Raw genomic sequence first — 21,167 nt, forward strand, 5'->3', positions numbered from 1 at the left:
GTTATTTGCTGGGTGATTAGGGATTGGTCAAGGGCGATAAAGCCGATGGCTGAGAAAAATTGAGAGAAAATCCCCATGATTTACATTCAGGATTTCTTAATTAACGCCTCATTCAAATTTAATTTATCATTAAATTTATAATTATTGTAAAGATAAAACGAGAGAGCGACTCGTGCAGCGGGGGGCACGCGGTTACCCTGGCCTTCGTAGTGCTTGGCCAGCAGGCTCGGCAGATATTCGATGTGGTTGATAGCACCGGAGGGAATGCTGTTTTGGCTAAGAGCCTCAACGATGCGATTTATTTCCGCAGATTCATCAGTATCAGGCGATGCTGAATTTTGCAGGCGATTGACGTCGATGAGGCGGCCCCAGATTTGCGTGGCTTTGTAGCCGGAGACTTCGTTTTTATCCTCCACTGGAGGAACGCTCAAGGCGAGCGTGATCACGATGCTGGAATAGAGGAAGGCTCCCTCTAAATCATTGGCCTGCCGGGGTAAAAGAACGGGGGCGTTCACGAGGTTGATGAGCCGGTCGATGGCTGCCGCTAGCCCGCGCAAGACATAAGGCGGGAGCGGATACTGCTGCCGTGTCAGCTTGTCCTGCCACTGTGCCAATTCAAAGCCAAAGTCTATGGCGATGTCACTCATTTCCGTCTGGATCTGGCGCAATGTTTTGAGTCGAGCCGAGTCTGGCTCGAAGATGCCTTGGCGAAGCAGGCGAATGGCGATGAATGCAGAGAGCAGACGCAAGAGGCGTGTTTCAATGGTGTCCGGCTCGTTGCGGCCTGCAAAGGGCAGGATGTATTCAAAGGTATCCAGCAGCCAGCGACGATCCCACTCTGGCCCTGGTGGATAGGCGAGGGATCGGGAAACGATGTCGCAGGCGATTTCCTCCATTTCATCGCTGGTCGTGGGCTGCACTTTCGGAGGCTCTCCATCTTCATTGGGGATGAGCACCTCGTTGGTGATGAAGTGATAGCATGTGCGCTCGGCTTTCTTTTTGTGATCCAGCAGCGGGGTGAGAAAGTCTAATTGAGCCTGCATGGTGGCGGAGTTACGAGCGCCCTGACCACCGAGCATATAAAGGACAGATCTCAGCAGGTAGCTCAGTGTGCCGATGGAGGCTAAGGTGTGCCCAAACTCATGCATGAGGTGGCATGAGGCCGAAGGATACCAAAGCGCCCAGCGGGGAATGCGCAGCAGAGCCATGGAGGCTTTAATGGAAAAACCCTGTTCATGGCTGGCATAGACCGTGGGGTATTGCATGTCCCGCAGTGAGTCCTTGAGCTGATTGAGAATGTTATCTTGATCTGCATCTCCACAGCCTTCAGGCAGGGCCTCCAGCATCCGTTGGGCGGCGCTTTGAAACATGGCTCCCATCCCCAAACTGAGCCCGACTTCAGAGCCGATGTGCTCCGACCCTCGAGCTTGGCTGGCGGGGTGCAGCAGGAGAGCGACGACGCCTTTGGAGTGATGGGAGAAAGCTTGATCCATGGCCATGCCTGAGTCCAGAAGGGCATTGCGTTTCATCCGGATATCGATGCAGATTTCTTCGATCTGGCGTTCGATGGCCGCCTTTTCCTGGATGGCTGCGGTGGGAATGGCTTCCTCTTTTTGGATCAAATCCTTGAGGGCATTCTCCAGCTCATGGATCTCCCGAGAGCACCGGACGATCCGCTCCAGTGCTTGGGCAGTCATGTGCCTGATCTCCCGGCTTAGGCTGGGGGACTTTTGGAGTGTCACGCAGCGTTCTACCATACGCTCGATAATTCGCACATCCTCGCGCCATCGGTTGTTAGAAAGATTAGTAATGCATTCTCGCACGAGATGGAGATCCACCGAGGCGAAGCTGGGAGTGAAGGAGGCGGGTGGTTTCTCAGTCGTCGGAGCTCGCTGAGGGACGCCATAAAGGCAGGTGGCCGTTAGGTCGCTGGTCCGCCCGACCGCCTCCATCACACCTAAGTGCAAAGATGATCGGCGTGGAAAGCCTGGATGATCAGCCTTCACTTCCAAGCGAGAGATAAGGTGGATGATTTCGCCAAAGCTCAACGCTCGGCCGCCTTCCGCCGCCAGCACGAGATCCTCTCCCCCAAAAACGGCGCGCTCCTCCCAGCCAGGGGCATTTTTTTTGAGTCCATCCTTCAACGCGCTGAGAGAGCCGCGTCCCCGAGCCAACCCGACCTCGGCGAAGAGCTTTCCCGTGAAGCAGGCGTCCAGCCGTTGAGACAGATCCTCGGCGGTGGTCCCACTCCGGGCTGCTTCCCGAGCCTCCAGATGCAGGTGTAGGTCCAGCGCCATCTCTGTCTGGGTGGCGCGGCACACGGGCCATTGGGGACCTTCGACTGTTCTCCCTAATTTCATCGCCAGGGCATCCGTCTCCATGACGCTCAGTGCCAGGAGGAGCGCATCTAACTCAGTGGAATCATTCGTCCAGCTATACAAAATGAGATTGGCATCTCCCGCTGAGGCGGTTAGCAGCAGCGGTGGGATGGTGGAAAGAAGCCCCGCTTCTTGCACGTTGGGCAGCGCCTTGATCAAGCAGCCACGGAAGGCTTCTAAAATCTCACTGCGTGTGGGTGGAGCCTGCCCGCCCCATGTATCCGGGCAATACAGGGTATCCCAATCCGGCCAGATGAACGTGGCGCAAAGCACCCCTGGGCCCTGCAGCCGTGCGCTGAAGGTCTCCCAGTCTGGCAAGAGTGCCCCTGGCTCATCCCCGGTCATGGGGAAATTGATCAGTTCTGCCACATCGGTAACCCCGGCTAGGCCATGGTCATCGAATAAAAAAAGATCAAGCCCGCTGGTGCGTCGCACGGAGCGGATGGCCCAGATGGCGGGGCGGTCTAACCAACTGAACAACCGCCATTCGTCGGCATGCTTCAGGCTGGGCTGGTGGGTGAGTGTCTCGTAAACAGCTTCTAACGCAGTGGGATCAACCTCTAAAAAGTAGTGTTGGACGAGAGAGGTGGCAATGCGCATGATCTTGAGGGAAAACAACCCCTAACCAAAAGATGGAAATTAGGTCTAAAGTCCTAGATGAAGGGGTGGAGCTAAGTGGCTAAACTGGAAAAGTCACTTATAAGAGGAAAGGGGCTCTGCTTGTCAATGTGTAAGTCAACTGCTTTTGAGTCACAATTTGTGCGAAGTTACAAACTCTGGATTCGTGATGGTTTTCCAGAAGTTGGGAGAGGATCTTACGCTCGTCATACCCCAGGGCAGGCCATCAGGCTTGCCCCTTCTTCATTCGATGGGGCAGTGAATCGCTTTCGTTTGGGGTGTGCGTAGACTCCATGTAGATCCACCCTAGCTCTTGAAGGGTTAAATGATCGAAGTCGTGCGAAGGCACTCGAAGGGGCTTCGGTGGGGGAGGTAAAGCTTTCATCAAAGCTCGCTGAAGCACTGTGCGCGGAACCAGTTTTTCGATTTTGGCGATGCTGTCGCGACCTTTCCAACTCCAGCAAGCCGGTTTGTGGCTTTGACTTGAACCAAAATTACAGCCCGCGACAAGAAGTTGCGGGGCTACCTCAGGCTTCTCTTCTGCCAGGGACTGAACGCGCTTGAGGAGATCGGGCAGATGGCGGTTGCGATAGATGGTCCAGATCATACCACAAATGAGGTCATTGGCTTGAGGCATAAAGCCCTGCTCATAAGCGGTTAGACTCTGGCGGGCGAGTTCTTCATCGAAGGGGGAAGGGGCGCGCCCTTCCTTGTCTGGCCATGTGAAGTAGTCTTCCGGCGTCGCCACATAATCTGTAAAGATAAAACTCCAGTAAAGATTCGTGCTGGCGCGGACCACCTCGGTCGAGGCAGCGATCTGTTTTTGCAACTCGTTCAGGCGATGAATGGTAGCAGCCATCATGGAGGCTGCCTGGTGCCATAGGTTTTTGAGTGAATCGGCTTGCTCCGCTTCTGGCCAAGCGGACACGACTTGGGCGATGATCGTTAAAGCGGGCACGTTATCGGGTTCGGCAGCGAGGCGATCCCCCAGTTTCTTGATGAAGGCGCGGGTGTAAGGTTGGCTCAAGTGATGCTTCAGAGTCGCGCTGGCCTGGGGTTTCTGCTGAAGATCAAGGGCGGTGCGTAGCCAAGCTGCGACCGCGGCATCGGGCACGTCCCGCTTATGCACGGCACCGGAGTAGTAACGCCAAAAGTAGTTCGGGGAGCAGATGCGCTTAGCCTGCTCGTTCCTCTGCATTTCTTCCTCGAAGTAAAAGTTGCCTAGCTGTGGGAACCATGTGGTCAAGGCCGCCTCGATCTGTGTTTTTGGGCTGAACGTGGAGGTCTTAATGAGGGCACTGAGCTGCTGAACGATCTCGGCTTTTTTGGTGCGAATCTTTTCATCACTCCTTCCGTCCTGGATATCGATGGGTAGTAGCTTGCCCAGATTCGGAATCACCTCGGGTAGGGCCAGATAAAGCTGAGGGTGGAGGAGACGGGTGGCCTCCAGAAGTAGGACATCCCCGGCATCCACTTCCTCCGGTAACAGTCCCAGGGCGAAAGCGAAGGCGTTCTCGATGGACTTCACCGTGCGTGGGGTCAGCAGGTAGGGCAGATGCAGGTCGCGGAAGATGCCGACCATGCGCTCCACCTCGTGAGGATTCGGCTCTGCGGGCATAGCTTGTGTGTCGAGACCCGCTCTATCGGCCCGCCCCTTCCGCTCCTTGAGCTCCCGCTGCCAGATGGTGATGAAGCGGCGCATGGCGTAATCTTCCAGAACATCATCTGGGATCTTGGGCACGCCCAGACGCACATTGACGATCTTTTCAATATATCGGCGGCCGCTTTCGATATGGCCTCCGATACGCTGGCCGATGACCTCGCTGACGTGTTCCTCATCCATCGCGATGATGAATGTCGTGTTAGGCAAATCGGCGATCAACTTCAGTGCACGGAAGAGCAGCAGGATTTCATCCGGGTCGAGGCGGTCCACATCGTCCAGCAGCATGATGACCCGGGTGCCTGTCTTCGCCAAATACTCGCGCGTCGTCCGGCGCACTTCATCCAGGTGCACTTCGAATTGCTCAGGAGAAATCGTGCTGAAGACGGCATCCAGCACTGCCCCTGAACCGGGCGCCAGCCAGTCGCAGACGATGGAGAACCGCTTCATCCATGTCGGTAAAAGCTTTAAAAGCCGTTGTCCGGTCGTCAGGGGGGTGCCGTCATGGATGGCCTGGATCAGGCTCTCAAACATTCGGTAGAGGAGCTGATCCTCCCCGGCGTAACGCCAAAGATTGAAGCTGGTGATGCGGCAATCCTTAATGCGGATACCTTCGTCACGAGTCGTGGCGGCGAGGGCATCGTGGATGTATTGTAGGATGGTGCTCTTACCACCACCCCAGGGGTTGACGATCGAAATGACGAGGGGCTTACCGCCTTTTTCCTCCATGATGATGCGTGTTAGGCGATCTGAAAAGAGGCGACGCTCAAACTCATCCTTCGCTGCCACATCATCGTAGCTAAAAAAGGTGTCCTCATCAGGGCTTCTTAAGATGTCCATCGGCTATGACTTGGCTGGTTTTTGACGAGAAAAATAAAGACGCCATGGCAGCTCTTTTTTAAACACGTCGTCCGCGTCATGCATAAAAAACCACCGTTTTTGTGGATGTCCGAGCGAGGTGTCGGGACGGTTTAAAACCACCGCCAACCACCGCACAGCCAAAAGCATCAAACCCCCCACCTCCTCCTCATAGCTTATCTTCACCCTTGAGGATGCGTTTGAGAAGCTGGCCACGGACGCCGATGCCGTTTTCGGTGAGTTTGAGGAGCTTGGCGTCGATCTTGTCTTGCTCGGGCAGGGGCAGGTTTGCCCAGGGGAGGGTGATGCTGTGGGGGCCCTGGCAGAGGGCATCGTAGCGGATGAGGCCTTTCACATAGGCGGACCAGGAGGGATAACCGAGGGATTTGGCGCGTTTTTCCGCCACATCGAGCAGGTCGGGCGGGAGTTTCAGGGAGCGGACGCTGGAGGCCATAGGACAAGGATTTTATCGGGCAATCGGTATTACCGCTACAGCGTTGCGCGGATTTTTCCTCTGTCTAGTATTGTTCTTGTGAACAGTCTTGCTGAACAGTTAAGCATCGCCCGCAGGGGAAAGTGGCCTGAGGAGGTGCGGGTGAAGTCCGCACAGGCCGACGCTGGCCGGGGTGAAACGGGCGGTGCAGGTGCTGGCTCGGCTGCGCCGGTGAGCTTAGCTACCGGCGGGGTGACGAGCGTGGGGGGGCGTGGGGAGGATCGTGGACGCGGGTGTCGTTTAGGCTCCCGCTCCGGCTTCGTCGGGACTGGCCCCGGGTTCCGGGGGCTCGCCGCTACCGCGTGGGGTGCTGGGGCGTCCGCGGCGGCGCTTGGTGGGCGGCTCGGCGCTGAGATTGAGATCGGCCGGGGCGGATGCGGGGGCGTCGCTGCTGCTTCGACTGGTGCTGGTCTCGGCCTCGCGGGTGGCGGCCTCTTTCAGCATGTCCTGGCGCACGAGCCAGATCATGTAGTCGCGCACGGTGAGGAAGCCGGTGCGCACGCGGCGGCGCTCCAGCTCCTCCCATTCCTTCAGGGTCAGGGGCATGTCCCAGTCGGCATCACCGGCGGCGCTGAAGAGGGGCGTGCCCTCGATGAGGTGCTCCAGCAGCAGGGAGGCGGGGCCGGAGGGCACCTGGCCCTTTTCCCACTGCGTCACCGCTGTGGGGGAGACGCGCAGGAGGGAGGCAAACTGGCTCTGCGTGAGCCCCTTGGACTCTCGATAGTTGCGGATTTGCTCGGCTGTCATGACTGAATCATTCAGCTAAAAACGAATCATTGCAACTTTTCTCTTGCTCAAGCTTTTCTATTCAGTTAAAACTCACCCATTCAGGATGAACGCAATCATTCAGCAATTTCAAAACGAACTCACCGCCGAGGAACGCCGCCTGTTCGAGGCGAATGCGGCCCTCGCCGGTCGGCGGCCGGGGGTTCATTTGAAATGCATCCTGTTCGGCGAGCGCCCCCCTGAACGCCGAGGCCGTCCACGGCGGACAGAGGCGAAGCCGAAGCCGAAGCCGAAGCCGAAGTCGAAGTCGAAAGCTAAGCCGAAAGGGAAGGCGGAAGACGGAGGACGAAGGCCAGGGGACGGAGATCGGAAGACGGCACCCAGAAGTCAGAAGCCGAGAGGAGGGCGGAAAACTGAAAACTGAACTGCGGCCTAACGACAAGAATAACTAACGACCTCTGCCCTCTCTGCCCTCAGCGGCAAAACCCACGCCTCCCGACCCCATCCTCTTTTTCCAATCAACGCTCCGCCACCGCAAACCACTGCCAACCACCGCAAATTTTCCCTCCTTTTCCCATGACGCTCATCCTTCTCATCATCACACACTTTGTTTTCATCGGCTGGGGCATCGGCCTGTCGCAGCGCCTGCAGCATGAGGTGCCGTGGTGGAGCCGCCGGTTTCGCCTAGCCTGTCTGCCGCATCAGGATCATGTCTTCTGGATCACACGCATGCGCCGTGGGTTCACCTGGGAGCGGGCGGAGTGCAGCGCGCATACCTTCACGCTCTGGCAGCTCCCCTCCGCCTTCTTCATGGCCCTGCGCCTGGGCGCCCGCTGGCGCGAGATCTGGGTGCGGTGGGTTTAGTTCTTGGTCATTGGTCATTGGTTCGTGGGTTGGTTGGACAGGATTTACAGGATGGCAGGATTCACATGATTTTTTTCTCCTGAGGCCTGGGTTCGAAGCCTTCCTCGCGCTAGCTCAATCACCCTCCTATCAATCCTGTGAATCTTGTCAATCCTGTCCAAAAAAGGACCGCAGCGGGGCTGAGGAGCTAAGGGCGCAGAGAATGGATTTTAGAAAGACAACGAGACCTCGAATCACCCCTCCAAGACCCCCGGCATTTAATCCTGACCATCTTGTCAGTCCTGTCTCAAAAACCGCTGCTCTACCCAAGGATCATCATTTGCCCCAAGCGGCTCATTTAAAACCCCCGCACCCTCTGCGGTGAAACAAAGAACCCTTCCACAGCCCTTTTTGATCAAATGTGCCTAACAATAAGTATGATAAGTAATAAACGCCCCACCCCTATGGACATCCAAACCTGTGACAATCCCCGTGCGAAGATCGCCGAATACCTCGCTGAGCGGGGGCTGGAACTGCATCGCTTTGATCCTAGCTCCGTCCTGCATCGTCCCAATCAGAGCCGCTGGGCGTGGTTTCTACAGGCCCGCAGCCTATGGCCCCAGTGCCTGGTGTGGGAGCAGCCCTTCGATATCAAGCTGAGCCGCGATCGTGGCTTCTACGTCCCCGATGTCATGGTGGTGAATGCCGATGGCACGGTGAAGGCCGTCTATCATGTCCACGGCACCGGCTGGCAGCACGACGTGCGCTATGCCGCCTATCAAAGGGCCCGCCAGGCTCTGCCCGAGTGGGATTTCCAATACGCCCGCCGCACCCGCCAGGGCTGGGTGCTCAGCGACGACGCCGAGGACACCTACAGTGAGCCGGATCAGGGACCGAGCGACGGCGGAAGCCGGAAAGGCAGAGGACAGAGGTCGGAAGCCGAGAGGAGCGCGGACACTCCTGTCCGCAGGGACAGCGGTGGGACAAAAGCCCGAAACTAAAAACGGAATCCGCCTAACAAACTCAATAACCACCATGTCTCCGCGATCTCCACCCTAAGCCCCTCGGCGGCAAAAAACGAACAAGTGAGGTGGGCATTCGCTTCGCGGCTTCGCAGCCTGCCCGCCCTATCCGATTTCGCCACGCTGGAAACTCACTCCAAACCCTGCGGCCAAGAGTGGCCGCATCACTCAAGAACCACTGCCAACTCAAAAGACACACTTATGCCTATTACATTCGCTGCCCAAGAACCCCGAGATACCATCCCCGTGCTGTTGGAGCCGGGGGAATACGACTTTGAAATCGTGGATGCCCGCGAGGGCCGCACCGACCGCGACAGCCTGAAGCTGAAGGCTGGCACGCCGAAGCTGGACCTGAAACTGCGCATCGCCGGTCAGGTCCATGTCTATGACCACCTCTTCTTTGCCCAGACCACCTATTGGAAGATCGACCACCTGCTGAAGAGCATTGGTAAGCATCCTGGCGATGGCGAGGTGATCGAGCTGGATGCCTTTGACCTCATCGGCGAGCGCGGCCTGGCCCGCATCAAGCTCGGCAAATCCACCTCCACCGGCCAACCGCGCAACGAAGTGGACGCCTACGTCTGGCTGCACGACGGGGATGAGTGACGTGGAAGCGGGCGGCTTTTAGACAGGATTTACAGGATGGCAGGATTGACAAGATTTTGAGGATGAAGTGAGCTTGATGCACAGTTTGTTAATCTTGAAATATTGTTAATCCTGTCAAGAAACACGCCGCTAGATCAAATTCTAGACCTTTCTCCGGAGACCCTGCCCCTTCTCATGAACGATGCGTCACTGATCTCCATCATCCCATCCCCAGCGGCTGAACTGCTGGAAACAGGCACCGCTCGAAACAAGTCAGGGAGCCGCCTGGGGATCAAGCCTGATGGAGGTGAAGATCGTCATGACGGGGCAGGGAAATCGGGATGATCAAGTCTCTCAATTCTCTTCAAGCCTAACTAACAAGATCATAATCATGAGTGGTTGGTAAAACTTTGAGATCAGTGGGGTATTCGAGGATGGATTTCATGAGCCGAACAGAAGATTCAACTCTGAAGCTCCTTCGCGGAAAGCCGAAGCTGAAGACCGATCACTGATCACTGAAAACGGATTGCCTCACCCCGAACCCTCGGGAGTGCGGTGGCAGAAGACACGATACCCTTCATCACGAGACTGGAACGCTGGGCGTGGGAAGTCCAAGCCTAACTAAAAATGAGCCTGGAAATAAAACGATGCGGACTCGGGAAACTGCATCGGGGTCGCCAGCCTCCAGTCTGCCGGACCAGAAACACCTCTGGCACCGCTGGGACGTGTCATTCATGGCCTGCCACCGCACTCTCGAGGGTTTGGGGTTGGTTCTTGGTTCTTGGTCATTGGTCATTGGTCATTGGTCATTGGTCATTGGTCATTGGTCATTGGTCATTGGTTCACGGCGCGGCAGCGTCTTCGCATGCCGATGCCTCACCATAGGGCGGGTTTGTTCGGCTATCGATCTGACACGCTCACCCATCTCATGGCCGAATAACCCGCCTTTGTCTGGAAAGGCTGACGCGCGGGCGCCCTACGGACGGTCCTCTTTCACCTTAGCTCCTATCGGCGTTCACCACGTCATTTAAGGCCCTCCTCAAACCCTGCTCCTCAACACATGGCGATGAACGGCAAGCCCCATCGTAGGACGGATGTGTCCGGCGGAAGTGCACCTCGAAAGTTCTTCAAGGTCCATCGCCGGATTATCCGTCTGGCTCGGGAGGGGGTGGGTATCGTCGCCCCTTTGCAAACTCGATCCAGAGGTCTCACGGCCTGCATCATTTCATCATTCACCTCATCCCAGGGGCCGGGTAGTCCGGCGATGGTCGCCGAGAGCCTTCGAGGTCGCCACCGCCGGACACACCCGGCCTACAGGCCTCTGGCGGGAAACCGTTGTGGTGGGCCGTCATGTCGGCGTTGGAGTCCATGTCACCATGCAGTGGCGGAGCGTCTCTGCGGATCTTTTTCATTCATTCATCAGCGCCTCAGAAATCCAAGCCGAGCGGTGTCGCCGAGGCAAGGCATTGCCCTTGCCTCTCTGCCACCGCACTCCGGGACGCTGCCGCGCCTTCACGACACCTCCATCCCTACAGGCCTCTGGCGGGAAACCGTTGTGGTGGGCCGTCATGTCGGCGTGGGAGTCCATGCCGGCATGCAGTCGCGGAGCGTCCCGGAGTGCGGTGGTCCCGCATGCGGGACTGCAGCGCGACACCGCTCCGCTCCGGTGGGCGAGCGTCTCTGCGGATCTTTTTCATTCATTCATCAGCGCCTCAGAAACCCAAGCCGAGCGGTGTCGCCGAGGCAAGGCATTGCCCTTGCCTCTCTGCCACCGCACTCCGGGACGCTGCCGCGCCTTCACGACACCTCCATCCCTCCGCGTCCTCTGCGGACTATCGCTTTCCCCTTTCCGTCGCCGCCTCGCGACTGCCGTCACGCATCCCAACCCTGAACCTTTGACCCCTCAGCCTCTCCCATGAAAACCTCCCCTTACGTTGCCTTTTATCCATCCGACTTCCTGCTGGGCACCATGTGCATGACCAGTGAGGAGGTGGGGGCCTACATGCGTTTGCTTTGTTTTCAATGGCAGCAGGGCGGTATCCCGCAGGAGGAGGATAAGCTGGCGCGTATCTCCGGCATCCCGGCGAAAAAGCTGAGCGCCGTGCTGACCAAATTTGAGCTCCACGAAGACGGCCTGCTGAAAAACCGTCGCATGGAGGCGGAGCGTGTGAAGGTGGAATCCTTTCGCGATAAACAGGCTGAAAGAGGTAAAAAAGGGGGGCGTCCACGTCGGTCCGTAGAAAGCCCAACCCAACCCGTAGAGACCCCGCAGGTGACGTCCGAGTTAAGCCCAACAAAAGCCACGGAAAACCCGCGGCTTTTCTGCGGGTTAAGCCAAACGAAATCCGGAAAAAGCCAATCAGAAACAGAATCAGAAACAAAAACAGAATCATCTCTCCCCCTGAACCCCCCAGGGGGAAGGGTGGAGGAGAGCGAGAGAAGGGAGGGCTTTTCAGCCGATGAATCCCCAACCCTAAGCCAAGCTCAGACAGCCTCTCAGGCCCATCCACCTCCGCATGATGATCTCGATCCAGCGCATGTCGATGTCCATGCCCATGCCAACGCTCCGGAAACCAGCCTAACGACAAGGGTGGTATCGAAGGTGGAGCCTGGCCCACCACCGCAAACGCGAACCCACACCCCAGGCTGGCATCCCTGTGCGGAGCAGATCCAGATCGGCTCATGGTTCAATCGCCGCCCCAGCACGGTGTGGAGTGACAAGGAGCAAAAGGTCTGGAAGGCCCTGCGCCTGGAGGAAGAGGACCTGGAGATCCTGCAATGGTTCTACACCGAGAGCGGCTGCCGTTACCTGCGTCAGGACCTCCTGACCCTGCTGAACAACTGGCGTGGCGAGGTGGATCGCGGCCGCAATTTCAACCCCGAGGAAAACCGCCGATGATCCCCCAGCCCGCCAACCCCTACGGACGCACCCGTTTTGAAACCGCCAGTGCCGAGGAGTTGCTCCAGCGCATCCACAGCCCGCAGCCGCTGCCGCATAGCGAGGAGGCCGAGATCGCCGTCATCGCCGCCTGGATGTGGCATCCGCATCTGCTGGATGAAGGCGGCGTGCAGCCCAGCGCCTTTTACCATCAGCCGCGCCGCATCATCGCCATGGAGCTCATGGCCCTGCATCATGCGGGGAAGCTGCCTGTGCATGAGGGCCAGTTTGATGCTGCCCTCTTCACCCATCACCTGCGCAGCCGGGGCCTGCTGGATCAGGCCGGAGGCGCCACCGCCATCATCGAGCTGGCCACCGCGCTACCCGTGCCAGGGCACTACCCGCACTATCGGAAAATCCTCACCGAATGCTTCCAGCGTCGCCAGCTCATCCATCGCTTGTTGTTAGGCATCGATCGCTTGCAAAACCTTGGTCGCCTGGGTCAGGCCGAGCATGAAACCGTGGCCTCCATCACGGCCGACCTTCACACCCAGCTCTCCGAGATCGAGACCGATGACGACAGCGCCGATCTCCCCTGCCGACCCATCTCCGAGATCATCCACAGCGTCGTGGACAAGGCCGAGTTCCGCGCCAGCAACCCCGGCGTTCTCCCCGGCCTCTCCACCGGACTTGCGCGGCTGGATGAGCTCACCGGCGGCTTGCAGAGGGGCCGACTCTGGGCCGTGCTGGCGGAGAGTAGCGAGGGCAAAAGCTCCCTGTGCCGCCAGATCGTGGAAGAGGCCTGTAAGCAAGGCCACGTCGGCGTCATCTACACCTACGAGATGATGGATGACGAGGAAGCGGGCCGCATGATTTGCAGTCAGGGCATCGTCCGCAGCAGCACCCTGAAGAGCGGTCAATTCACCCGTGCCGAACTGCAAGGATTTCAACAGGCCTGCCAAGACATCCAGGGCTGGAGCGTCGCCATCGTGGATGTCGCCGGCCGTTACATCGAGGACATCCAGCGGGACATCCTGCGCCGTCGCCGCCGCTTGCGTGAGGGGCAGGAGCTCGTGGTCATGATCGACTACATCCAGCTCGCCCTCACGCGTAAGGATTGCAGCAGCCGTCAGCGCGAGATCGCCCACATCACCGGCAGCACCAAGCAATGCGCCAAACGCGCCCAATGCACCATCCTCATGCCCAGCCAGGTGAACAAAGACGGCGAGGCCCGCGAGGCCATGGACATCGAGCAAGACGCCGATGTCGAGCTGAAGATCCTGAACCCCATGAAGAACCAGGTCAAACAAGAGCACTGGAAAAAAGGCCGCCCCGATGCCCCACCGCCCGTCCCCGAGGACGACCCCACCCGCCGCCTCATTCAGCTCGCCAAAAACCGCGACGGCCCCCGCGGCGATGCCTTCCCTGCGCGGTTAGTCGGCCAGCACTTCCGCTTTCAAGCGATGGGGGAGTGAAGGGCGCGGTAAGCAGTGTTCAGTGATCGGTTTTCAGTGTTCAGTGTTGTTGGAATGCGAGAAGGGTTTTTAGACAGGATGGACACGATTTTCAGGATTAACAGGAAGTGTAGAATGGTAAAAGCATGTGAAACGTAGGGTGGGTTTGTTATGCATTCGAGGCGGCATGCATCTCGAAGCCCGTTGCAGAATAACCCGCCTATCAGGGAGGGTGACACGCTCTCGCCTCCACGCCCAAGGAACGATGTGCTCAAGGGACTCTTCCTCCCATGCCCCATCTGAGAGCTGCACGATCTTCTCCGCCAGGCGGGTTATCCGGCTACGAGATCCTGCGTGTTAAGGTGCCTCCCATGCCGGACAAACCCGCCCTACCGTTTTGCGTGTAAGGCCTCATTGGAAGGGATGAAAATGATGAAACACATCACGTTAGACTTGATTCATTTGAGGTCTGGGTTTAGTCTCGGCCTCGAGTGAGGTTGGGGTGGACGCGGAGCGAAAGTGGTCCGCTCCCACCGTGTGCGGGTTATCGTGCGGAAGGCCAGGGCGGCTGATGATGCACACGACTCCAGCATGGCTCAGTCTTCAGCCCCGGAGAGGTCTGCGAGCGCGGTGGCACCTTCGAAACAGCTATCCGCACACGGTGGGGGCGGGCCACTTCGCGTCGAGGTGCGGTTTTCGGTGCGAGTGAGACCGCTGAGTTCATTCATTATTCATCATTCACATGTAACAACAACCACCCCACGGGCGGTGTCGCCGAAACCTCACGGTTCCGTCCCGCATGCGGGACACCGCACTCAGGGACGCTCCGCGACTTCAAACTTCCCTCGGCTTCCTCCCTTCATCCTTTCCCCTTCGTCTTCACCAACCACCGCAAACAACTGCAAACCCCATTCACCATGTCACCCACCGATCTCCTTCTCTTCGCCCAGACCAGCGGCCTGGCTTTGCGTTACGATACTTCCGGTTATGAATGGCAGGCAAACCTGGGTCGAGATATTGCCACGGGACCCACCCCGAGTGAGGCGATCGAGGCCCTGCACGCCAAGATCACCTATCGCCCCCCACCGCCGAAATACACCTGGATGCGCAGCCTGCATCACGACTGGGCCCACTTGGTCGGCGAGGAGGACGGCATCGCCCTCTGCAGCGCCCGCATCCCCCACGCCAGTCTCTGGCACCCCGCTGAGGAAACCCGCCGCTGCAAACGCTGCCAAGGCCAAGCCAAAGAGCAGGGCGTGACCGTGGTGGGGGAGGGGGAAACCTCTCAGCAGCTGGAGGGCAAAGTCCAAGGTTCATCTGCAGGCGGCAGCAATTTTGAGCTTCCTAGTGGCACAAGCGAGACGACGAGATCAATCGGCACAAGGGCATGAGTCCCTGCATGTTTACGGAAGTTTCGGGGGAATGCATCCGTGATGAGGATGCCATCCCTCTGGCGATACCACGTGACGTTTTGGATCTCTGGCACGGCGATTTTTTCTGTCGGCACTTTCACAAAGTCATAGGCCTCCATGAAGGCGGTGACATCCTCCAAGGTCGGTGGATCATTTTCATCCTGGTCAATGTAAGGCTGCGCCACCGTGAGACAGGCATCCCCAGAGGTTCCAGGCAGTTGTCCTCGGTAAAAGGTGGGTAGCTTGAAAAGATCGTAAAGGATCAGCCAGCGCAGCAGATACTCTGAAGGCAAGGCGGGGCGCAGGGCAAGCTGGCGATGGTTTTGAAAGGTCCGGGGATTGAGCAGGACCTTTTCATCCAGAAACTGGCCGTAAATGGCTTCCTGGGTCTTTTTGAAGACCTCGGTTGCCGGGTCTCCCACCACCCACACCTCGTGTTCCCCGCCAGTGAAATTAGGTGAGCGGTCAGGAGCTTCGCTTAGCGGCTCTTGGCAGGCGCGTTGGAGTTCGATTTCGCGGGCTGCGATGCGGGCACCTTGTCGTTCTGGACCAAAATAGAACGGATCGCCATCTCCCGAGATTGTGTCCCAGGCTGTGCGTAAACTTTCGCCAGTTCGCTGGAGGTTTTCAGAATGACCGTTGGAGTTCGCATCCGTTTTAAGATCGCTTGAATGGAGGCTTGGGTCAAGTGGCATACTCATGCTTGGCTCCTCGGTGTCAAATGAGGTTTGAGCTAAGGTGGCGAGGAGGTGGAGAGGGATCAATCACAGTAACTGTGAGAATAACCCAGTAAAAAGCGTATTCGTGAGCTCGGAGACTAATGTGGGCTGACCATTTGTGAACTTGTGTTCACAAATGGTGATGAGTCGCATGCCCCCCTTCTTCATTGATTGAGAAGCAGTCATGGAATTTGATCCGTGGGAGGAACTCGCTTCAAGTCCCTGAATTAGGAGGGAAAAGCGGCTCAAGAACCGCCTCCGCCCGTTCCTGTCGTAGCACGGCTGCATGCGGAGAGGACGCGGCGGTTGGGTGCGGCGGTTGGGTGCGGCGGTTGGGTGCGGCGGTTGGGTGCGGCGGTTGGGTGCGGCGGTTGGGTGTTGCAACTGGTTGCAAATGGTGGAGAATGGAGATGCAACCACTTTTCTTATGAAACGAGTCACCACCTTGCCTTCCGCACCTGCTGCAGGGATTCGTGGTTCGAGCACGAGTTCGGGGTGGAACTACAATGACGCGCTTGCCAACGTGGTGAAGCGCATCGTTGTGGATTACAAAGGGGACAACGTGAAGTTTTTCTCCGACATGCGTGCGCGCCACGGCCTGCGTGATCCTGAGGCCGGGGCAAAAAAAGCAGTTGCCAAACGGTAAATCGGCAGGCTGTGGTGGCGTATGTCTACCTTAGCTTATAAGGAAAACCCCGAGCGCTGTGTTTACATTACGGGGCGTATTGACGATGCCCTGACGGCAATGCTTTTTCCGCAGATCAATCAACTGCGGGTGGCCAGCAATGAGCCGATCACCTTTTACATTGATTCATTGGGTGGGGATATCCGAGCGGCGGATATGATCCGCAGTTTGGCGAAGGCCCCTGATCCTGACGGGAACTCTCGGGAGTTGGTTACGGTGGTCATCGGAACCGCTGCCAGTGCGGCTGCCGATACCCTCATTTTGGGAGATTATTCCATCGCCTACGATCACACTCTCGTTGGCTGCCATGGCACACGGCAGAATCCACGCGATGATCTGACGTATGAAGCGGCGACTTCGATGGCCTCTGCCCTGCGGCAGACCAATGAAATGTATGCGCTGAGATTGGCGCGACGCTGTTTCCCGAGGCTGCTGTTCGCTTTTTCGCAGATGAAGGAACTGGAGGATTATTGCGCCTCTGAGGCTCATTCCATTGATCCGTTGGCGACAAGCCTCGCTCAGAGATTGAGCCTATCGACTGGGCGTTTAGTCAGTAAAGCTCAGGTGCGCTGTAGTGAGATCACTCAGATGTCTAACTATGTATTTGATCGAATCTCAAAGCCTTCTAAAGCTAAATCGAAAAGTCAGACAAAAAATGCAGACAAAGAAGTTTTGGACGCAGTTATTGCCTATAAGACCCAGCAATACAAAGGCAGTGCCTGGCGGCTATCAGGTGGTATTGAAGAGGTGACGCAGGATTATCAAGTGTTCTATGACTATCACATCGGAGAGCATAGTAGTGAAGAAGAAGCCTGGATTCATCGTTTTGGGACTTTGCTGCTTACCGATGATTCCCTTAAGGCACATCAGATGCTGCCAGAAGAAACCGCTGAAGAACAAAACGAAAAGGCTGAATGGCTAATGAGTAAGGTTGGGTGGAAAATGAAACAGCTCTGGTATTTCTGCGTCTCCCTGGCGCGCATTCTCCAAACGGATGATTTCTGGCTCCAACCCGAGGAGGCTTACTGGCTGGGGCTGGTGGATGAGGTGCCGGGCTCTCAGCTTTTGCCTCTCAGGAAGCTGAATGGAGACACTGATAAGGAGGCATGATCTCTTTCTGATTCAGAGAGACTTTGAGTGGGATTCGAGGTTCTCACCCAGAGCGCCTGTCCTCACATTTTTCTCCTCCATCTCTCGGGCGAGGTAGAGGGGGCCGTCTTCAGTGGGGGCGTGGCCGGGGAGGCGAATGTCGCAATCCGTGGTTAGGGGGGCTGGGGGAGCTGGCCCAGGGGCTCGCGGCCATCAGGGGTGCGGAGCTGGAGGAAGCGCTGGGCGATGCTGCGTTCGCTCGTGGTGGAAAAGTGGCTGTGAGCGGTTCTGCGGCAGTCCAGCACGCCCAGGCCCTGGCCGTGAAAGTGATTTTCGGGGTCATCAGCCTCGATCCAGCGGACGTGCTCATCGTCGGTGATGGAGGCTTCCGATGCGGGGGCGGGTATCGGGGCGGGGCCTGGGGCGGCGGTGGCAGCCGGTGCCGATGCAGGGACGGCGACGGGGCCGGAGGTTTTCCTGCGAAAGAGCCAGCGGAGCATGGGGAAGGGGAAAGCAGAAAGGGGAAATCGGAAAGCAGAAACTAACGACGCGAACGAATGACGAATGACGAATGACGAATGACGAATGACGAATGACGAATGACGAATGACGAATGACGAATGAGTGGGCCTAACGGGAAGTTTGGGTAATTGGCAGCGAACTGGGGGCTCAGGAGTTGCTTAGGCCTTGACCCTGGCCCTGGCCGTGAGCTTGGTTGTTTTGGGGCTGGTAGTCGGCGCCGACGCTGTTGCTGCGGGCGCGGCGCGGTGGGTTGGGGGTGTTTTGGGCCTGGAGTTCGTCCCGCAGGCTGTTGCTGCGCGTGCGTTGGGGGCCGGAGCTGTGGCTGAGGGCGTCGGAGTCGGGCTCGGGAGAGAGCTCGGGCGCGGGGTGGGAGAGGATGGGTTTGCTATCCCGGGAGGGTAGGGGGGGCGGCGGGCCGTGGGGGAGGGAGGCGTCGAGCGGGGGGAGGTCGTTGAGAAAGCTGAGTTCGGGTGGGGGCTGAATGATTTGCTGGGCTTTGTGGTCGCGGCCGGGTTTTTCCAGATCACGCATCTGGGCGCAGAGGTCGCGGATGCGCTGCTCATTGCTGTCCAGACCGGCTTGGGCGGTTTGCCATTCGAGGCTGTCGGGCAGGGCGGCTTCTTTTTGGGCCTGGAACTGGATGTTTTCCTCAATGATGAGGTTGAGGGTTTTGATGTGCTCTTGGACCTGGGGCCATTGGTCGGCTCCGACGAGGACATGCTTGCCGAGGCTGAGGCCGATGAAGGGGTGGTCGCTGACGCTGAGCATGCTGTCGTGCTCAGGGCCGGGCTGCGGGAGGCCGACTTCGGAAAGCGGTGTCTCGAAGCCGTAGGCGATGACTTTGACGCCGGTGTAGGTGCCATCGAGGGTGGCGGTCGCAGAAAAGCTGCTTTGGAATTGGTTGCGGCCGCCGCAGCTCTCCAGATTGATCTTGGCGATGGTCTCGGGGATGTAGGGCCGCATGCGCTCGAGGAGCTGGTGGGCGTCTAAGGTGGTCTGGCCATCGCGGGTGCTGAGGAGGGGGCTGTCATAGGAGCCGTGGGCGGTGATGAAGACGGTGTCGCCTGGGCCAGGGCGGGGCTGGTCGGGCTGGAGCAAGTCCGGTGGGTGATACTGGATGAGCTGGGGCGACTTGGGGGCGGCCTGTTGGAGGAAAGCTTGTTGCTGGGGGCTGGCATTGAATTTTTGGAGAAATTCGGCGTCGGTCCAGGTATCATGGTTTGTTAGGCTGGGGTCGCTTTGGACCTCGGCCCGGTAGAGCTGGATGGCGAGCTTGCGCAGGGCGTAGGTGTCCACTTTGTCCGTGGCCATTTTGAGGAGGTCTTCCTCTTGGTTATTGAGCTCGTCCGGGCTGAAGGGGAGGAAGACGTAGTCGCGCCCGGTGCCGTCGGGGTTTTTGCCCGTGGTGGTGGCCTGTCGTTGGAGCAGCTCTTTCACCTGGTCCACGCTGTGGGCGGTGTAGTGCCCGTTAGCATCCTGCTGCAGAGGCAGAGGCGGGGGTGCGGGCGGCCGTTGGGGAAGGGGCGGGGGGCTCAGGTCGGGCTTGAGCGCACGGGAGGGGATGGGGGGCGGCGGGCCACCGAGGGGTGGACCGGAGGAGGGCTGGGAGTCTGGGTCCATGGCATGGGGGAGGAAAATGAAAGCGGGAGCTGATGGAATGGCCTAACAGGAAGTAGGTAGGAATGAGGATGGCCTAGCCAGCTTTTTGGCGGGGACTGCTGGCAGGCGGAGGCGTCGGGGATTGAGACGGGGTGTTGGTGTCAGCCTGTTGGAGCCTGCGGTGACTGCCGATCTTTTTTTGGTCGGCGAGTTCTTCTTTGACGCTGCGGCGTTTCTCGGTGTGGGGCTGGGCCAGTGAGGGGTCGGCTGAGGAGGATGAGCTGAGGCCGCTCGCGAGAGAGTTGTCGGGCTTGGTCTCGGGGGCCGGGGCGGGCGTGGTGCCTGGCACCCAGGGGGTGTTGGGACGGGGTGGGGGATCCAGGCGACTGTGATCCGCACGCTGGCGGGTGCTCAGAGCTGCGGGGGCGGGATCTGGATCCGCGGAGGATGAGCTGCTACCGCCGGTGAGGTGGCTGGGGATGTGGCCGGTTTTTTTGATGGCGGGCGTGCTCATCCCACTGGGGACTTTGGTGGTGAGGGCGTCGATGACGGTGGCGCGGCGCTGGTTCGCTAACTGTTCTTCCTGCTTTTGGATCGTTGCCTTGGTTTGAGCGAGGGTCGCATCCATCTCGGCGCTCGGCGGCATGTGGGTCTGGAGGGACTGGAGGAGCTGCTTTTGTTGTTTGATCAGGAGATTCTGTGTGTGTTCTTCGATGAGATACTCTTGGTAGAGCTGGATTTCGTCTTTCCCTGCGATGATGGCGTGCATGCCTTTGTCCAGGTCGTTGAGAGGCTGGGTGAAGCGGATGAGGAGGCTAGGCGTCTGGTCTTGTCCGTAGGTGATGATTTCAGTGTCGGGATAGCGGCCCTGTTGAGTGCAGGCTTGCTGAAAACTGTCGTGCAATTGGTTAGACCCGCCGCACGATTGGAAATTCAGTTTGGCGATTCCATCCGGGATCTGGCTTTCCCGCATGCGGTCCAGGAGCAGGTCAGGAGTGAGGGTGGTGGCGGAGGTCTCCATGCGCAGGAGGTTATCCGTGTGGCTACCGTGGGCCTCGATGAAGACGGTGTCCCCGGGGCCAGGCAGCACGGTGGCGGGGGTGGGTTGGTCGTATTGCAGCAGGATGGGCTGCTTGGTGGCGGCGCGGTGGATGAGTTCATCCTGCCGCTGTGGACTGGCGGCATTGAAGGCATCGACAAGCTGCTGCTCGCTCCAGCTGTAGCCATTTGGGTGCTGGCTCTGGCCGGCGAGAGCTGGGTTGGGGTGGGGCTTGGCCGTGTCCTGATACAGAGCGGTGGCGATGCTGCGGAGACCGTTGTTTTTGAGGAGAGCATCGGCCTCTTCTCGGAGGGTGGAGTTTCCGGTCGTGATTTCAGTGGGGGAAAAGGGGAGATACATGAAGTCTCGCCCGGTGCCGTCGGCGTTTTTACGCGCGGTGTCGGTCTGCTGCTGGATGAGATCTCGAATGTCCTGCACGCTGCTCACCCGTGGAGGTGCGGCTGAGGAGGATGCAGGCGCTGGCACGGGCACCGACGACGACGACGATGACGAGGAGGAAGAGGAAGACGACGACGACGACGACGAGGATGTGGAAGCGGGCTCTTTAGCCATGACGTAGGTGCGGT

The 21,167-nt window shown here is 58.4% G+C and carries 19 protein-coding genes; 10 read left to right on the top strand and 9 right to left on the bottom strand.

What is annotated here, in order from left to right; genetic code table 11:
* Nucleotides 1-86: 86 nt before the first annotated feature.
* The 4 genes from B5D61_RS10835 to B5D61_RS10850 all read right to left on the bottom strand — a co-directional run bounded on the left by B5D61_RS10835 (nucleotide 87) and on the right by B5D61_RS10850 (nucleotide 6,754).
* Nucleotides 87-2,978 carry a hypothetical protein gene (locus tag B5D61_RS10835; RefSeq protein ID WP_078813408.1) on the bottom strand — a complete coding sequence of 964 codons (2,892 nt, stop codon included), beginning with the start codon at nucleotides 2,976-2,978 and terminating at the stop codon, nucleotides 87-89.
* A 244-nt stretch (nucleotides 2,979-3,222) separates the two neighbouring features.
* The gene (locus tag B5D61_RS10840) at nucleotides 3,223-5,496 is read right to left on the bottom strand and encodes a KAP family P-loop NTPase fold protein (RefSeq protein WP_078813409.1); all 2,274 of its coding nucleotides are present in this window, start codon (nucleotides 5,494-5,496) and stop codon (nucleotides 3,223-3,225) included.
* A 187-nt stretch (nucleotides 5,497-5,683) separates the two neighbouring features.
* A complete protein-coding gene (locus B5D61_RS10845; RefSeq protein ID WP_078813410.1) occupies nucleotides 5,684-5,968 on the bottom strand; it encodes a hypothetical protein in 285 nt (94 codons plus the stop codon).
* A 279-nt stretch (nucleotides 5,969-6,247) separates the two neighbouring features.
* Nucleotides 6,248-6,754: a helix-turn-helix domain-containing protein gene (locus B5D61_RS10850; RefSeq protein ID WP_078813411.1), complete on the bottom strand. Its 507-nt coding sequence runs from the start codon at nucleotides 6,752-6,754 to the stop codon at nucleotides 6,248-6,250.
* A gap of 555 nt (nucleotides 6,755-7,309) precedes the next feature.
* Between B5D61_RS10850 and B5D61_RS10860 the strand changes: the two genes are divergently transcribed.
* From B5D61_RS10860 to B5D61_RS26265, 4 genes are all read left to right on the top strand, one after another.
* On the top strand, nucleotides 7,310-7,597 hold the full coding sequence (locus B5D61_RS10860; protein WP_078813413.1) for a hypothetical protein: 288 nt from the start codon (nucleotides 7,310-7,312) through the stop codon (nucleotides 7,595-7,597).
* Nucleotides 7,598-8,040: 443 nt separating this feature from the next.
* A complete protein-coding gene (locus tag B5D61_RS10865; RefSeq protein WP_078813414.1) occupies nucleotides 8,041-8,577 on the top strand; it encodes a hypothetical protein in 537 nt (178 codons plus the stop codon).
* A gap of 222 nt (nucleotides 8,578-8,799) precedes the next feature.
* A complete protein-coding gene (locus B5D61_RS10870; RefSeq protein ID WP_078813415.1) occupies nucleotides 8,800-9,204 on the top strand; it encodes a hypothetical protein in 405 nt (134 codons plus the stop codon).
* 174 nt (nucleotides 9,205-9,378) lie between these two features.
* Nucleotides 9,379-9,528 carry a hypothetical protein gene (locus B5D61_RS26265; RefSeq protein WP_176159355.1) on the top strand — a complete coding sequence of 50 codons (150 nt, stop codon included), beginning with the start codon at nucleotides 9,379-9,381 and terminating at the stop codon, nucleotides 9,526-9,528.
* A gap of 1,063 nt (nucleotides 9,529-10,591) precedes the next feature.
* On the opposite strand, the gene B5D61_RS25685 is transcribed toward B5D61_RS26265, so the two are convergent.
* Nucleotides 10,592-10,771, bottom strand: coding sequence for a hypothetical protein (locus B5D61_RS25685; protein WP_139373197.1), 180 nt, complete (start codon nucleotides 10,769-10,771; stop codon nucleotides 10,592-10,594).
* Nucleotides 10,772-11,098: 327 nt separating this feature from the next.
* Between B5D61_RS25685 and B5D61_RS10880 the strand changes: the two genes are divergently transcribed.
* The 3 genes from B5D61_RS10880 (at nucleotide 11,099) to B5D61_RS25690 (ending at nucleotide 14,906) form a co-directional block, all read left to right on the top strand.
* The gene (locus tag B5D61_RS10880) at nucleotides 11,099-12,082 is read left to right on the top strand and encodes a DUF1376 domain-containing protein (RefSeq protein WP_078813546.1); all 984 of its coding nucleotides are present in this window, start codon (nucleotides 11,099-11,101) and stop codon (nucleotides 12,080-12,082) included.
* Nucleotides 12,079-13,536: a replicative DNA helicase gene (locus B5D61_RS10885; RefSeq protein ID WP_176159356.1), complete on the top strand. Its 1,458-nt coding sequence runs from the start codon at nucleotides 12,079-12,081 to the stop codon at nucleotides 13,534-13,536. Before B5D61_RS10880 ends, B5D61_RS10885 begins: the two co-directional genes overlap by 4 nt.
* A gap of 896 nt (nucleotides 13,537-14,432) precedes the next feature.
* Complete coding sequence (locus tag B5D61_RS25690; RefSeq protein ID WP_139373198.1) at nucleotides 14,433-14,906, top strand: hypothetical protein; 474 nt, start codon at nucleotides 14,433-14,435, stop codon at nucleotides 14,904-14,906.
* Here B5D61_RS25690 and B5D61_RS10895 read toward each other — a convergent pair.
* Nucleotides 14,801-15,628 (bottom strand): hypothetical protein, encoded by an 828-nt coding sequence (locus B5D61_RS10895; protein WP_176159357.1) that lies wholly within the window; start codon nucleotides 15,626-15,628, stop codon nucleotides 14,801-14,803. The genes B5D61_RS25690 and B5D61_RS10895 overlap by 106 nt on opposite strands.
* Before the next feature lie 445 nt (nucleotides 15,629-16,073).
* Between B5D61_RS10895 and B5D61_RS10900 the strand changes: the two genes are divergently transcribed.
* Both B5D61_RS10900 and B5D61_RS10905 read left to right on the top strand, forming a co-directional pair.
* The gene (locus tag B5D61_RS10900; RefSeq protein WP_139373199.1) at nucleotides 16,074-16,292 is read left to right on the top strand and encodes a hypothetical protein; all 219 of its coding nucleotides are present in this window, start codon (nucleotides 16,074-16,076) and stop codon (nucleotides 16,290-16,292) included.
* A 21-nt stretch (nucleotides 16,293-16,313) separates the two neighbouring features.
* Nucleotides 16,314-17,441, top strand: a complete 1,128-nt coding sequence (locus B5D61_RS10905; RefSeq protein WP_078813421.1) for an ATP-dependent Clp protease proteolytic subunit — start codon at nucleotides 16,314-16,316, stop codon at nucleotides 17,439-17,441.
* A 152-nt stretch (nucleotides 17,442-17,593) separates the two neighbouring features.
* Here the strand turns inward: B5D61_RS10905 and B5D61_RS10910 are convergent, their stop codons facing one another.
* From B5D61_RS10910 to B5D61_RS10920, 3 genes are all read right to left on the bottom strand, one after another.
* On the bottom strand, nucleotides 17,594-17,920 hold the full coding sequence (locus tag B5D61_RS10910) for a hypothetical protein (RefSeq protein WP_078813422.1): 327 nt from the start codon (nucleotides 17,918-17,920) through the stop codon (nucleotides 17,594-17,596).
* Nucleotides 17,921-18,089: 169 nt separating this feature from the next.
* Nucleotides 18,090-19,562: a hypothetical protein gene (locus B5D61_RS10915; protein ID WP_078813423.1), complete on the bottom strand. Its 1,473-nt coding sequence runs from the start codon at nucleotides 19,560-19,562 to the stop codon at nucleotides 18,090-18,092.
* A 73-nt stretch (nucleotides 19,563-19,635) separates the two neighbouring features.
* Nucleotides 19,636-21,018, bottom strand: a complete 1,383-nt coding sequence (locus B5D61_RS10920; protein ID WP_176159358.1) for a hypothetical protein — start codon at nucleotides 21,016-21,018, stop codon at nucleotides 19,636-19,638.
* Here B5D61_RS10920 and B5D61_RS26270 point away from each other — a divergent pair.
* On the top strand, nucleotides 21,008-21,160 hold the full coding sequence (locus tag B5D61_RS26270; RefSeq protein WP_176159359.1) for a hypothetical protein: 153 nt from the start codon (nucleotides 21,008-21,010) through the stop codon (nucleotides 21,158-21,160). The genes B5D61_RS10920 and B5D61_RS26270 overlap by 11 nt on opposite strands.
* The last annotated feature ends 7 nt before the right edge of the window (nucleotides 21,161-21,167 follow it).

The organism is Prosthecobacter debontii (assembly GCF_900167535.1).
GTDB lineage: Bacteria > Verrucomicrobiota > Verrucomicrobiia > Verrucomicrobiales > Verrucomicrobiaceae > Prosthecobacter > Prosthecobacter debontii.